Source organism: Muricauda brasiliensis (assembly GCF_003057865.1).
GTDB lineage: Bacteria > Bacteroidota > Bacteroidia > Flavobacteriales > Flavobacteriaceae > Flagellimonas > Flagellimonas chongwuensis.
Genome location: NZ_QBTW01000016.1, coordinates 195,096 through 208,016, shown reverse-complemented (window position 1 = coordinate 208,016; position 12,921 = coordinate 195,096). Strand labels below are relative to the sequence as shown.

At 41.7% G+C, this 12,921-nt stretch carries 14 protein-coding genes; 11 read left to right on the top strand and 3 right to left on the bottom strand.

The window, feature by feature from the left end; genetic code table 11:
- Window positions 1-4: 4 nt before the first annotated feature.
- A complete protein-coding gene (locus tag DCK90_RS13045; protein WP_234414756.1) occupies window positions 5-505 on the bottom strand; it encodes an acetyl-CoA carboxylase biotin carboxyl carrier protein subunit in 501 nt (166 codons plus the stop codon).
- A 179-nt stretch (window positions 506-684) separates the two neighbouring features.
- Here DCK90_RS13045 and udk point away from each other — a divergent pair, with 179 nt between their 5' ends.
- From udk to DCK90_RS17115, 11 genes are all read left to right on the top strand, one after another.
- Complete coding sequence (gene udk / locus DCK90_RS13040) at window positions 685-1,293, top strand: uridine kinase (protein WP_108246654.1); 609 nt, start codon at window positions 685-687, stop codon at window positions 1,291-1,293.
- A 1-nt stretch (window position 1,294) separates the two neighbouring features.
- Window positions 1,295-1,627, top strand: coding sequence for an FtsB family cell division protein (locus tag DCK90_RS13035; RefSeq protein WP_108246653.1), 333 nt, complete (start codon window positions 1,295-1,297; stop codon window positions 1,625-1,627).
- Entirely contained in the window at window positions 1,620-3,005 is a 1,386-nt protein-coding gene (locus DCK90_RS13030) for a methylmalonyl-CoA mutase subunit beta (RefSeq protein WP_108246652.1), read from the top strand. Before DCK90_RS13035 ends, DCK90_RS13030 begins: the two co-directional genes overlap by 8 nt.
- Window positions 2,998-5,106, top strand: coding sequence for a methylmalonyl-CoA mutase (gene scpA / locus DCK90_RS13025; protein WP_108246651.1), 2,109 nt, complete (start codon window positions 2,998-3,000; stop codon window positions 5,104-5,106). Before DCK90_RS13030 ends, scpA begins: the two co-directional genes overlap by 8 nt.
- A 134-nt stretch (window positions 5,107-5,240) precedes the next feature.
- Entirely contained in the window at window positions 5,241-6,014 is a 774-nt protein-coding gene (locus DCK90_RS13020; RefSeq protein WP_108246650.1) for a ParA family protein, read from the top strand.
- Complete coding sequence (locus DCK90_RS13015) at window positions 6,015-6,920, top strand: ParB/RepB/Spo0J family partition protein (RefSeq protein WP_108246649.1); 906 nt, start codon at window positions 6,015-6,017, stop codon at window positions 6,918-6,920.
- Window positions 6,913-7,572 carry a DUF5683 domain-containing protein gene (locus DCK90_RS13010; protein ID WP_234414755.1) on the top strand — a complete coding sequence of 220 codons (660 nt, stop codon included), beginning with the start codon at window positions 6,913-6,915 and terminating at the stop codon, window positions 7,570-7,572. Before DCK90_RS13015 ends, DCK90_RS13010 begins: the two co-directional genes overlap by 8 nt.
- Before the next feature lie 3 nt (window positions 7,573-7,575).
- Entirely contained in the window at window positions 7,576-8,277 is a 702-nt protein-coding gene (dapB, locus tag DCK90_RS13005; protein ID WP_108246648.1) for a 4-hydroxy-tetrahydrodipicolinate reductase, read from the top strand.
- Window positions 8,278-8,327: 50 nt separating this feature from the next.
- Complete coding sequence (gene lepB / locus DCK90_RS13000; protein ID WP_108246647.1) at window positions 8,328-10,070, top strand: signal peptidase I; 1,743 nt, start codon at window positions 8,328-8,330, stop codon at window positions 10,068-10,070.
- Between the two features lie 19 nt (window positions 10,071-10,089).
- Window positions 10,090-10,722, top strand: a complete 633-nt coding sequence (locus DCK90_RS12995; RefSeq protein WP_108246760.1) for a WbqC family protein — start codon at window positions 10,090-10,092, stop codon at window positions 10,720-10,722.
- Window positions 10,715-11,023, top strand: coding sequence for a DUF6122 family protein (locus DCK90_RS17115; protein WP_108246646.1), 309 nt, complete (start codon window positions 10,715-10,717; stop codon window positions 11,021-11,023). Before DCK90_RS12995 ends, DCK90_RS17115 begins: the two co-directional genes overlap by 8 nt.
- On the opposite strand, the gene DCK90_RS12985 is transcribed toward DCK90_RS17115, so the two are convergent.
- Both DCK90_RS12985 and DCK90_RS12980 read right to left on the bottom strand, forming a co-directional pair.
- The gene (locus DCK90_RS12985) at window positions 11,012-12,052 is read right to left on the bottom strand and encodes an endonuclease/exonuclease/phosphatase family protein (protein WP_108246645.1); all 1,041 of its coding nucleotides are present in this window, start codon (window positions 12,050-12,052) and stop codon (window positions 11,012-11,014) included. The two genes, DCK90_RS17115 and DCK90_RS12985, sit on opposite strands and share 12 nt — an antisense overlap.
- 3 nt (window positions 12,053-12,055) lie before the next feature.
- A complete protein-coding gene (locus tag DCK90_RS12980; protein ID WP_108246644.1) occupies window positions 12,056-12,919 on the bottom strand; it encodes a rhomboid family intramembrane serine protease in 864 nt (287 codons plus the stop codon).
- Window positions 12,920-12,921 lie beyond the last annotated feature (2 nt).

Below are 12,921 nucleotides of genomic sequence, written 5' to 3'. Positions count from 1 at the left end.
TCCTTTATTGAAATTCAATCAACAATTGCTTTTTGTCCACAGCTTCACCTTTTGATACACTAACTGTTTTGATCACTCCGCTTCTGGGAGAGGTGATGATGTTTTCCATTTTCATGGCTTCCAAAATCAATAATTGGTCTTCTTCGTTAACCTCTTGGCCTTCTTCCACTAAAATATCCAGAATTAAACCGGGCATGGGTGCCGAAATAGAATCGATATTCTTCCCTGCATTGACAGCGAATCCCATTTTTTGGATCAGGTCATCCAATGGGGTCTGTATCGAGGTCTCGAATTCAGTACCGTTAACGCTGAGGGTATATGTGCCCCTGTTAAAATCGGAATCCAATATTTTTAGATGATACGATATACCGTTCTTAAGCAAATGATAGCTGTTCTCACCTGTTTTGATCAAATCCAACGAAGAAATAGTGTCCTTGGAAAGTTTAAAGTCAAAGTCTTCTCCAACCTTGACGGAATAAGAGTCATCCATATTAGAATTTTCCATGGGTTAGGTTGATAAATATACGGGTAATACATTAGAAATCATACAAAGTTATGAGCCGCCCGAAGGATTAATTATGACAATGATCATTAATTTCTGTATTATTAATCATTAATTATGTTGTATCTCGGATAGGCACGAGATATTATCATTTGTGTATTTTTGATGCCAAAATTCAAACTATGCTGATCTTAGGGATTGCTGGCGGCACGGGGTGCGGAAAAACTACGGTTGTGAACCAAATAGTGGAACAACTACCGACGGATGAAGTGGGGGTAATATCCCAAGATTCCTACTACAACGACCTCTCTCACATGAGCAGGGAGGAACGAACAAAAATTAATTTCGACCACCCCAATTCGATAGATTTTGACCTCATGATTGATCACATCAATCAGTTAAGGGAAGGAAAGACCGTAGAGACCCCCATTTATTCCTTTGTAGAAGAAACACGGATGAAAGAGACCGTGCCTACCGCACCGAGAAAAGTTATGATCGTGGAAGGAATCTTGGTGTTGAGCAATCCTAAATTAAGGGAGCTGTTCGATATAAAAATATTTGTACATGCCGATTCGGACGAACGCTTGATACGGAGGTTGCAAAGAGATACCCAAGAGCGCGGGCATGACCTAAAAAAGGTGCTGACCCGTTATCAAACGGCCGTAAAGCCAATGCACCTTCAATTTATAGAGCCTTCGAAGGAATTTGCGGATATCATTATCCCTAACAACCATTACAACACCGTTGCAGTGGATATTGTAAGGACCATTATCAACAACAAACTTGCATAAAATGGGCCTAAAGGAATTGAGAAAGAAGAAATGGTTTAAGATTATGACCAACACCTACATTCTGGTGCTGACCATTTTTGTGATATGGATGGCTTTTTTCGATACCAATTCCCTCATGATTCATTTGGAGCTCGAGAACGAAATCGATAAGTTGGAAAAAGAAAAAGATTTCTTGAAAAGCGAAATTGCAAAGGATAAGGAAATCCTAAAGAAGATGTCCGATGAGAAAGAACTTGAGAAGGTTGCCCGCGAAAAATACTACATGAAGAAGGACAACGAAGAAATATTCCTTATCGAATATGAAGACAGTCTAAAAAACAAACAGGATGAGTAAAACCGGCCTATTTAGTGAATTCCCTGGAGTATCCGCAAAGCAATGGAAACAAAAAATCCAAGTGGACCTTAAAGGTGCGGACTATAACGACACCTTGGTATGGGAATCTCTGGAGGGTATAAACGTAAAACCATTTTACAATCAAGAGGACCTAAAAACCATACTCACCTTTTCGTTACCAAAAAACCATGATTGGTCCGTAGCCCAAACCATTTATGTGGGTGACGAGAAAAAATCAAACACCAAAGCCCTCACAATTCTTGAAAAAGGTGTGGAGAGCTTGATTTTTACCATTCCCAACGCCACTACGGATTTTGAAGCCCTTCTTTCAGGTTTGGACGTGGAGAAAATTGAACTCTATTTTTATTTTGATTTTTTAAGCGTGGAGCCCATCAAAAAATTGGTAAGCCTTCTTCGCAGCAAAAAGGTCAAGGCCCATTTGAATATTGATATCATTGGGCACTTGACCGAAGACGGTAATTGGTATCACAATCTTGAAGAAGACCATAAAATATTCACAGAACTGGTTTCACTGGGAACTTCCGATATTTCAATAATCGGAGTGGATGCTTCTCGGTATCAAAATGCCGGTGCCAATATGGTACAGCAATTGGCATACAGTTTAGCTCACGCCAACGAATATCTAAACCACATTGTCACTACGAGCGCAGTCGATAATTCTTTTCCCGTTACCTTTAAGATAGCCGTCGGTAGCAATTATTTCTTTGAAATTGCAAAAATACGAGCATTGCGGTGGCTTTGGAAAAGTCTGGCATCAGCATATGGAATACAAAGCGAGTGCAACATCTTGGCCATTCCGTCCAAACGCAACAAAACGCTTTACGATTACAATGTGAACATGTTGCGAACTACATCCGAATCTATGTCAGCGGTTTTGGGTGGCGCGGACGCTGTTTGCAACCTGGCTTATGATGCAATTTACCACAAGGACAATGAGTTTGGGGAGCGCATTGCACGCAATCAACTATTACTTTTAAAAGAGGAAGGATATTTCTCCAGGGCCTCTCAAATGGCGGAAGGTGCGTATTACATTGAATCGCTCACCAATCAGTTGGCAGAAAAGGCATTGGTTCTATTCAAACAAATAGAAAAAGCTGGTGGGTTCTTGGATGCTTTGAAAAAAGGCACCATCCAACAAAAAATAAAGGAAAGTGCCGAAAACGAACAGCACCTTTTTGATGTAGGCAAAATAGTTTCTCTTGGCACCAACAAGTATCAAAATCCACAAGACCGGATGAAGGAGGACCTTGAGCTTTACCCTTTCGTGAAGCAAAAAGCAAGAAAAACCATCATTGAACCCATCATAGAAAAAAGACTAGCCGAAGCATCCGAACAAAAAAGATTGAACGATGAGTAGAAAAGACCTTCAACATATAGAATTAAGTTCAGAGTTCGGAGTTCAGAATTCAGAGTTGGAGAATACCCATAACCCAAAACTCATAACTCATAACTATAGCCATACCAACTTTGCTGCGGGCATTTCCCCTTTCCTTCGAGGCCCCTACTCCACCATGTACGTGAGCAGGCCTTGGACCATCCGCCAATATGCAGGTTTTTCAACTGCTGAAGAAAGTAATGCATTTTATCGCAGAAATCTGGAAGCGGGCCAAAAAGGGCTTTCCGTGGCCTTCGACCTACCCACACACCGTGGTTACGACTCGGACAATGACCGGGTGGTTGGAGATGTAGGAAAAGCAGGCGTTGCTATAGATTCCATTGAAGATATGAAGATTTTGTTCAACGGAATTCCCTTGGACAAAATGTCCGTTTCAATGACTATGAACGGAGCAGTGATTCCCATTATGGCATTTTACATTGTGGCAGGTTTGGAGCAAGGCGTTTCCATGGAACAACTTTCGGGAACAATCCAAAATGATATTTTGAAAGAGTTCATGGTTCGGAATACCTACATCTACCCACCCACTCCGTCCATGCAGCTCGTGGCCGATATTTTTGAGTTCACCAGTAAAAACATGCCGAAATTCAACAGCATCAGTATTTCTGGTTACCACATGCACGAAGCTGGAGCTCCTGCATCCATGGAATTGGCCTATACCCTGGCCGATGGTATCGAGTACATCCGAACAGGAATTAAGGCAGGGCTTAAAATTGATGAATTTGCCCCACGGTTATCCTTTTTCTGGGGCATTGGCATGAATCATTTTACCGAGATTGCCAAAATGCGGGCAGGTAGAATGCTTTGGGCCAAACTGGTAGAGCAATTCAACCCTTCGAACCCAAAATCCTCCATTCTCCGCACCCACAGTCAGACCAGTGGATGGAGCTTAACAGAACAAGACCCATTCAACAACGTGGCCAGAACAACTATCGAAGCCATGGCAGCAGCATTTGGAGGTACGCAAAGCCTTCACACCAACGCCTTGGACGAGGCCATTGCATTGCCAACGGATTTCTCCGCGCGTATTGCAAGAAACACACAAATCTATCTGCAGCAAGAAACCCATATCACCAAAACGGTAGACCCATGGGCAGGCAGCCACAAAGTGGAGCAATTGACACATGAGATTGCTGAAAATGCTTGGGAACTGATTCAAGAAGTAGAAAAGTTAGGCGGAATGACGAAGGCCATCGAAAAGGGCATCCCAAAAATGCGGATTGAAGAGGCCGCAGCAAAAAAGCAGGCCCGTATCGATAGTGGACAAGATATTATCGTTGGGGTGAACAAATACCGATTGGAAAGCGAGGATGACCTTCAAATTTTGGAAGTAGACAACGCAAAGGTGCGTAAACAGCAAATGGCCCGTTTGGACCAAATACGAAACAGCAGGGATTCCCAAAAAGTGGAAAAAGCACTTGAAGCTATCCGCATCGCCGCTAAAAAAGCCATGGAACATAATTCCGACCGTGAAAATTTATTAGCTTTAGCAGTAGAAGCAGCAAAAGAGCGTGCTACCTTGGGTGAAATTAGCGATGCCATGGTAAGTGCGTTCGGGCGCTACAGAGCAAAAATCCAATCCTTTACCGGTGTGTATTCCAAAGAAATCAAAAACGACGAAAGCTTCGAAAATGCCCGTAAATTAGCAGATGCCTTTGCGGAACAAGAAGGGCGCAGACCACGTATTATGGTTGCCAAAATGGGTCAGGATGGACACGACCGTGGCGCCAAAGTAGTGGCCACCGGATATGCCGACCTTGGCTTTGATGTAGATATAGGCCCACTGTTCCAGACTCCTGCCGAGGTTGCCAAACAAGCCGTTGAAAATGATGTGCACATTTTGGGAATCTCTTCCTTAGCCGGAGGTCACAAAACCTTGGTTCCCGAGGTGGTACAAGAGCTAAAAAAACAAGGTCGAGAAGATATTATGGTCATCGTGGGAGGTGTAATTCCAAAACAAGATTATAAACACCTGCTTAACAATGGGGCTGTAGCTGTTTTCGGACCGGGTACTAAAATTGCAGATGCTGCCACTCAAATCTTGAACATTCTTTTGGATTGATTATTATAACGGCCTAATAAATATAAGTTTAACTTTATTTAACGCTGAATAGCAGGTTTATTCACCCCCTGTTAACAAATTACATTTTATCGCATCCTAAATAATCGTATTTTTAGCACCTAACTTACTATGAAATGGGCAAGATTATTGCTATAGCAAACCAAAAGGGTGGTGTAGGAAAAACTACTACAACGGTGAACCTTGCAGCCTCCTTAGGTGTATTGGAAAAAAAGGTATTATTGATTGATGCCGACCCTCAGGCCAATGCAACATCTGGATTGGGTATTGATGTCGATTCTGTAGAAAATGGTACCTATCAGCTCTTGGAACATACCATGAGCGTAGAAGAGGTCACCATATCCACAGATTCCCCCAATGTTGATTTAGTACCTGCTCATATTGACTTGGTCGCCATCGAGATTGAATTGGTGGACAAGGACAATAGGGAGTATATGCTCAAAGAAGCTTTAAAGAACCTAGGCGACAAATACGATTTTATACTGATTGACTGCGCCCCATCTTTGGGATTATTGACCTTGAACGCCCTAACAGCGGCGGACTCGGTAATGATTCCCATCCAATGTGAATATTTTGCATTGGAAGGTCTGGGCAAGTTGTTGAATACTGTAAAAAGTGTTCAAAAAATACACAACAACGATTTGGACATCGAAGGAATGCTACTGACGATGTACGATTCTAGGTTGCGACTTTCCAACCAAGTTGTTGAAGAAGTGAAAAAACACTTCGCGGATATGGTTTTTGATACTATTATCCAGAGAAACGTTAGGCTGAGCGAAGCACCAAGTTATGGCGAGAGCATCATAAAATACGATGCAAGCAGCAAAGGTGCCTCCAATTACCTTAACTTAGCCAACGAAATTTTGAAGAAAAACAAGGAGAAAGTTTAGATGGCGAAAGCAACAAAAAAACAGGCGTTGGGAAGAGGCCTGTCCGCTCTTTTGAATGATCCAGAGAATGATATCAAATCAGTTTCGGACAAAAATGCGGACAAGGTTATCGGTAATGTAGTAGAATTGGATATCAATTCCATCGAGGTCAACCCTTTTCAGCCACGTTCCAATTTTAACGATGAAACCCTTGAAGAACTGGCCAGTTCCATTCGTGAATTGGGCATTATACAACCCATTACGGTAAGGAAACTGGATTTCAACAAATTCCAATTAGTTTCCGGAGAGCGTAGGTTCCGTGCATCAAAATTGGTGGGGTTGGAAACCATTCCGGCCTATATCCGTATTGCCAACGACCAAGAGTCCTTAGAGATGGCTTTGGTGGAAAACATTCAAAGACAGGACCTCGACCCCATCGAAATTGCACTATCTTATCAAAGACTTATTGATGAAATCGAGATTACCCAAGAAAAATTGAGCGACCGTGTTGGAAAAAAACGTTCCACCATCACCAATTACCTTAGGTTGTTGAAATTGGACCCCATTATCCAAACGGGAATGCGGGATGGATTCATCAGCATGGGTCACGGTAGGGCACTTATCAACATTGATAAGAAGAAAGACCAAATCGCCATTTATGAAAAAGTGGTTTCCGATGGTCTCTCCGTTAGAGCTACCGAACAGTTGGTGAAAGACCACAAAGAACCTAAAAGTTCAGGCTCCGAAAAGAAAAAGAGCACTTCCAATGTTCCCGACTTTGTTTCCAATAGCTTGGACTCCATTAAAGAGCGTCTAGCGACCAAAGTGGACATTACAACATCCAAAAACGGAAAAGGAAAAATTGTGATACCCTTCCACTCAGAGGAAGATTTTAAGCGTATCAAAAAATTGTTGACAGGTGAATAAAAACCTCCTTTTATTGCTCTTTGCCTTTTTGTTGTTTCATTCAGGTTTTTCCCAAGAAGAAGAAGAGGAAAACACGAAAAAGGAACAGCCTCAGCAAACCAAAGAGGTGGATTCCATTACCCAAAGCATGGAAGGCGAAGGCGTTACTTTTGAAGAGGTAACAAAGCAAAAGAGCATCAACCCCCTTGCTCCCAGTAAAGCTGCGTTTTATTCAGCTGTTCTTCCGGGTCTAGGGCAAATCTATAACAAACGTTACTGGAAAGCACCCATAGTTTGGGGTGCTATTGGAACGGGAATTTATGTTTATTCCTACAATAACACCCAATATCGAAGTGCAAGGAATGCGTATAAACGACGACTTGCAGGTTTTGAGGATGATGAGTTCTGGGATTTGAACGGAGATGGCAATGGTCCGGACCTAACATCCGAAGCCCTGCAAGAAGCTCAAGAAAACACCCAACGGGACCGAGATCTCGCCTTGGTCATTACGATAGCTCTGTACGCCCTTAATATCATAGACGCCAATGTGGATTCCCACTTGAAGCAATACAATGTAAGCGACGACCTTGCGGTTGATTTTAACCCTTATTTAGATATAAATCCGTTTACCAACAGGCCAAACTACGGAATGGCTATGGTGATAAAATTTTAATGTATGAAGATTGGTCTGTTTGGATATGGCAAAATGGGAAAGATGATCGAGGAAATCGCTCAGGATAGAGGCCATTCCATCGTAGCAAAAATCGATGACCCTTCGCAGGATGTGGATTACGTCTCAATGGATGTCGCCATTGATTTCAGTACGCCCGAAGCTGCTTTTGAGAATATCACCAAGTGCTTTAAAAACAACGTTCCCGTTATCAGTGGCACTACCGGATGGTTGGACAAGTATTCCGACGCCATCAAAATTTGTGAAGACAACAAAAGTGCGTTCATCTATGCATCAAACTTTAGTTTGGGAGTGAATATCTTTTTTGAACTGAACAAACAACTAGCCAAGATGATGGCCGGATTGGCCCAGTACAATGTATCCATGGAAGAGATTCATCACACCCAGAAATTGGATGCGCCCAGCGGAACAGCTATTACACTGGCCGAAGGAATTATTGAAAACACCGCATACGAAAACTGGAAGCTGGATGAATCGGACAATAAAACGATTTCGATAAAATCCATAAGGGAAGGCATGGTGCCCGGAACACACAGCATTGCTTATGCAAGTTCCGTGGACACTATCGAAATAAAACACGAAGCACACAACAGGGAAGGGTTTGCTCTTGGAGCCGTAATAGCTTCAGAATGGATTCAGGGAAAAACAGGTGTTTTCTCCATGAAAGATGTGTTAAACCTAAGCTAAAAAACGTAACAGGAACTTAGACCTAGAGTCTAACAAAGAAATTTATTTATATGGACGGTATACAATGGATTATTTTTATCCTGATTATTCAGGTCATCCATTTCTTGGGAACTTGGAAACTCTACGTTAAGGCTGGCAGAAAAGCTTGGGAAGCCGCTATACCGGTATACAACGGTATAGTTTTAATGAAAATCATCAACAGGCCTTCGTGGTGGGTACTTTTATTATTTATTCCTATCATCAATTTGTTGATGTTCCCCGTAGTTTGGGTGGAAACCATCCGTAGTTTTGGAAAAAATTCCCTTGTAGATACATGGTTGGTCATCCTTACCCTTGGCTTTTACATCTATTACATCAACTACGCAGAGGACGTAACATATATTGAAGACCGCAGCCTAAAACCAACAACAGGTTTGGGAGAATGGGTCAGTTCCATTGTTTTTGCCATTGTTGCAGCGACTTTTGTACACACGTATTTTATTCAGCCTTACGTAATTCCGACAGGATCACTGGAACGCACGCTGCGCGTTGGTGACTTCTTGTTCGTGAGCAAGTTCCATTATGGCGCTAGGGTTCCCATGACAACCTTGGCCGCACCTATGGTCCATGATACTCTCCCGGTGGTAAAAACAAGGTCTTATTTGGCAGATGTAAATCCGGAAACGCACAAAACATCCTGGATCAACAAATTGCAATTGCCTTATATGCGTTTGCCCGGGTTTGAGAAAGTGGAAAAAAATGACATTGTGGTTTTCAGTTTGCCTTCTGACACGCTCTACCAATTTTTTAAGGCACAAAAAGCTGTCATAAAACCTATCGATAAAAAATCCAACTACGTAAAGCGCTGCGTGGGAACTCCTGGGGATTCACTGGCCGTTATTGATGGTTTTGTATATATAAACGGTGAGCAGCTCAAACTATCGGACCGTGCCAAACCCATGTACATATATGACATCTATGCTAACAACGGAGTATCCAGCAAATATCTAGAAGATGTTGACGCTTCTGATTATGTTAGGAAATATATTGCCAACAATATCAGCGAGGCCCAATATAATGCGGTCGCTCCTTATATTTCTGGTGGACGGCCCACAGAAGATGGAAAAATTGAGCTATATACCAGGGAAGATGGAATACCCACAGATGTAATCCGTCAATTAAGACTCTCATTATCCGAAGAAAAACCTCGTTCAAAAACGGCCAATCTCACCGATGAGATGGTCGCTGCCCTGGAACAAAACCCAGGTATCGATTCGGTGGTAAAAACAATTGACCCTAAAGGAATGTATGGTGGAAACATATTTCCACAAAAACCTAATCTGTACCCTTGGAACAACGACAATTTTGGACCTATCTACATTCCCAAAGAAGGTGTCACGGTAGAAATCAACTCCAAGACAATTCCGTTCTATAAAAAGATAATCAGGGATTACGAACACAATGAGGTCGAAGTTACAGGTGGCAAAGTATTAATCAATGGCAGTGAAGCCAATTCCTATACCTTTAAACAAGATTACTATTGGATGATGGGCGATAACCGCGACAATTCTGAAGATAGTAGAACTTGGGGATATGTACCTGCCGACCATATTGTGGGCAAACCTGTTTTCCTTTGGATGAGCTTTGACAACTTTAGACAGGGAATCGCCAATTGGAGAGTTCGCTGGGACCGAGTTTTCACTACCGTTGGCGGTAGCGGGGAACCCGTATCCTATTTCTGGTATTTCATAGCTCTTTTAGCTGCTTGGTTTATTTTTGATTTCTTCCGCAAGAGAAAGAAGAAAAACGCATAACTATTCTAAAGCCCGTTCTTTGAAAATTCTTATCCACCCTTCCTATTTTCCGAGTATTGCCACATTTGCCGCCATAGTTCAGCATGAGGTAATTTGGGAGGCGCATGATAATTTTCAGAAACAGACCTACCGTAACCGTTGTTATATTTCAACAGACAAGGGCAAACATATGCTCAATATCCCTATAAAACACGTTGGGGGCAATGAGGGACGTCAAAAGTACATTGATGTATGCACCGAAAATAGTTACAATTGGAAAAAAGAGCATTGGCGCACTTTGGAAACTGCGTACCGGACCTCACCCTTTTTCGAGTTTTACGAAGACGAAATTCGGCCTATCTATGAAGGAGATGATGATTCGCTATACAATCTTAACCTAAAGACCATTGAAGCGATTGCTGATTGTATTGGAATAAAAATTCCAACAGCTAAAACCGAAACGTACCAGATTGAACCAACCACCTATTTTGACGCCCGATTTTTGGTGGATGCAAAAAAGGAAAACGATTGGAACATAGCACCTTATACGCAGGTTTTTGAGGAGCGCCATGGTTTTATACCCAATTTGAGCATTCTGGACCTCTTGTTCAATGAGGGAACCAATACACTCAGTTGCTTAAAAAATCTATCCTTGGATTTTACAAATGACTAGGCACCTCATCCACTACGGCATACATTTTTTGGTTCCCGTTTTAGTTGGGCTTTGGTTCTTCAAAGGAGATAGTTTTAGGGTTATTTTGATACTTCTAGCTGGAATCCTAATAGATATAGATCACCTTTGGGCAATTCCTTTATATGATCCCGACCGTTGCAGCATAGGTTTTCATACCTTTCATAGCTATTGGGTAATTGCAATTTATATTTCGCTGCTGTTCTTTAAACCTACCCGACTAATCGGCTTGGCATTAACCATCCACATTATTGCAGATTCCGTGGATTGTTTATTGATGTGAATTTAAACGTACAGTCGCCATTACCGGATAATGGTCGGAAAGGCGTTCGTCAAAATTTTGATGCGAGAGCACTTCAAACCTTGGGTCGGCTAAAATATAATCAATGCGAAGTGGCATCTTCCACAAATCGTACGTGCGTCCAAAACCCTTTCCCTCCTCCAAAAAAGTATCTTGTAAATCACCTTTTGCAATTTTATAGACATTGGAAAATTGAGTGTTATTAAAATCTCCACAAACAATGTTGACATAAGGGCTCTTCTCCAAATGATTCTTGAGAATTTCTGCCTGCTCCAATTGTTTTGAAAAGGTATCGACCAATTTCTTATAAGTCCTTTCCGATTTTTCACCATCAGAAAAGTTATCCCTACTTGGCACTATTTTGAACGATTGCAAATGAACATTGTAAACCCTAAGGGTATCCTTTCCAAAAGCAATATCCGCATAAATAATATTGTTAATGGTACTTGGCAAATCCAACGACCCCTCTCCCACAATGGGGTACTTGGAGAATATGGCTTGTGTTGTCCTTGGCACAGCATTAGGTGTTTCGCTTTTATATTTGTATTGACCTAACTGCCTGTGGCGCTCCCTACTATGCTCTTGGACACAGAGAATGGCAGGGTCCTGATCTTTCACAAATTTGACTATACTATCCCCCACTCCTGGTTGTTTTATCCAACCATTCTTATTAAATCCCCATGCATTGAAGGACATAATTTTTATATTCGATGACACTCCTTCTTGATGAACGTTATTGCCTCCAAAACCGTAAAAAGGTCCAAACATAAAATAACCGAGAACGATAGCAGTGAACGAAAGCAAAAACTTTCGTTTCATTTTTGCCGCCCAGTACAATAGAAACAGTACGTTGATTGCGAATAGAAAAGGTACTACCAAACTCAGTACCGAGATGGCAGAGAAAAACCGTAATGGCACATAAGAGGTGAATCCAGTAAACAACAATAGAAATGCAATCAAAATATTGATTGCAAACACCACCCTATCCCATATTGAGGTAGATCTTTTCACTGTTTAGTCTTCCTTACCTGCCTTAAACAAAAAGTCTTTCTCCTCTTTGGACAAGCTTTCATAACCGGATTTACTGATTTTATCCAAAATCGAATCAATCCTTTTTTGCTTGGCCTGTTTGTCGTAATCTTCTTTGATGTTAGCGGCTGCTTTTTTCTTATAAACCGTCTTTAACGGCGCCTTTTTCTCTTTTGGTTTGAACATATTTGCAATGGCAACCCTCATTGTGGTAAAACCAGAACCGATATCATTTCCCTTGAACAATTGCCTGGCATACATATATCCTAAAAAGGCACCCCCCAAATGGGCCATACCACCACCAATGTTATCCCCCATTCCTATCAAAACCAGATCCTTTATCACCAAAGCAAGGCCGATATACCATAATTTTATATTGAAGAAAATTACGCGTACCTCTTGATTTGGAATATAGGCACAGACAAAAATAAGCACTGCATTTACTCCAGCAGATGCCCCTATCAATGCGGTATTGGAGTTGACAAGGGTCGGAAATACGTTATAACTCAGCAGAAATACCAAGCCGCCCAACATTAAACCTAAAAAATATACGTTGATAAACCGTTGTGCATCAAAAAGGTTGAGAAAAATCCTTCCCGCAAAATAAAGGACTATCATGTTCCAAAAAATATGTCCAAACCCTGCATGAAAAAAGGAATAGGTCACTAAAGACCAAGGTTGGGTCAAAAATTCAAAAAAATCTTTTGGCAAATGGAACCAACGTGAAAACGAATGGCCCAACAATGCCCCCGAGAGTCCGTCCAATAAAAATATAAGCACATTGATGGCAATGAGCTTTTCGGCTATGCTAAGCCTTGCAAATTGATATCGTAGTCCACCGTTCATCATGC

Excerpts from the sequence above, each read along its gene's own strand:
- DCK90_RS17115 (WP_108246646.1), top strand. The coding sequence starts at position 10,715 with ATGACTAGGCACCTCATCCACTACGGCATACATTTTTTGGTTCCCGTT.
- DCK90_RS13015 (WP_108246649.1), top strand. The coding sequence starts at position 6,015 with ATGGCGAAAGCAACAAAAAAACAGGCGTTGGGAAGAGGCCTGTCCGCT.
- udk (WP_108246654.1), top strand. The coding sequence starts at position 685 with ATGCTGATCTTAGGGATTGCTGGCGGCACGGGGTGCGGAAAAACTACG.
- DCK90_RS13045 (WP_234414756.1), bottom strand. The coding sequence starts at position 505 with ATGGAAAATTCTAATATGGATGACTCTTATTCCGTCAAGGTTGGAGAA.
- DCK90_RS12980 (WP_108246644.1), bottom strand. The coding sequence starts at position 12,919 with ATGATGAACGGTGGACTACGATATCAATTTGCAAGGCTTAGCATAGCC.
- DCK90_RS13030 (WP_108246652.1), top strand. The coding sequence starts at position 1,620 with ATGAGTAAAACCGGCCTATTTAGTGAATTCCCTGGAGTATCCGCAAAG.
- DCK90_RS13020 (WP_108246650.1), top strand. The coding sequence starts at position 5,241 with ATGGGCAAGATTATTGCTATAGCAAACCAAAAGGGTGGTGTAGGAAAA.
- dapB (WP_108246648.1), top strand. The coding sequence starts at position 7,576 with ATGAAGATTGGTCTGTTTGGATATGGCAAAATGGGAAAGATGATCGAG.
- DCK90_RS13035 (WP_108246653.1), top strand. The coding sequence starts at position 1,295 with ATGGGCCTAAAGGAATTGAGAAAGAAGAAATGGTTTAAGATTATGACC.
- scpA (WP_108246651.1), top strand. The coding sequence starts at position 2,998 with ATGAGTAGAAAAGACCTTCAACATATAGAATTAAGTTCAGAGTTCGGA.
- lepB (WP_108246647.1), top strand. The coding sequence starts at position 8,328 with ATGGACGGTATACAATGGATTATTTTTATCCTGATTATTCAGGTCATC.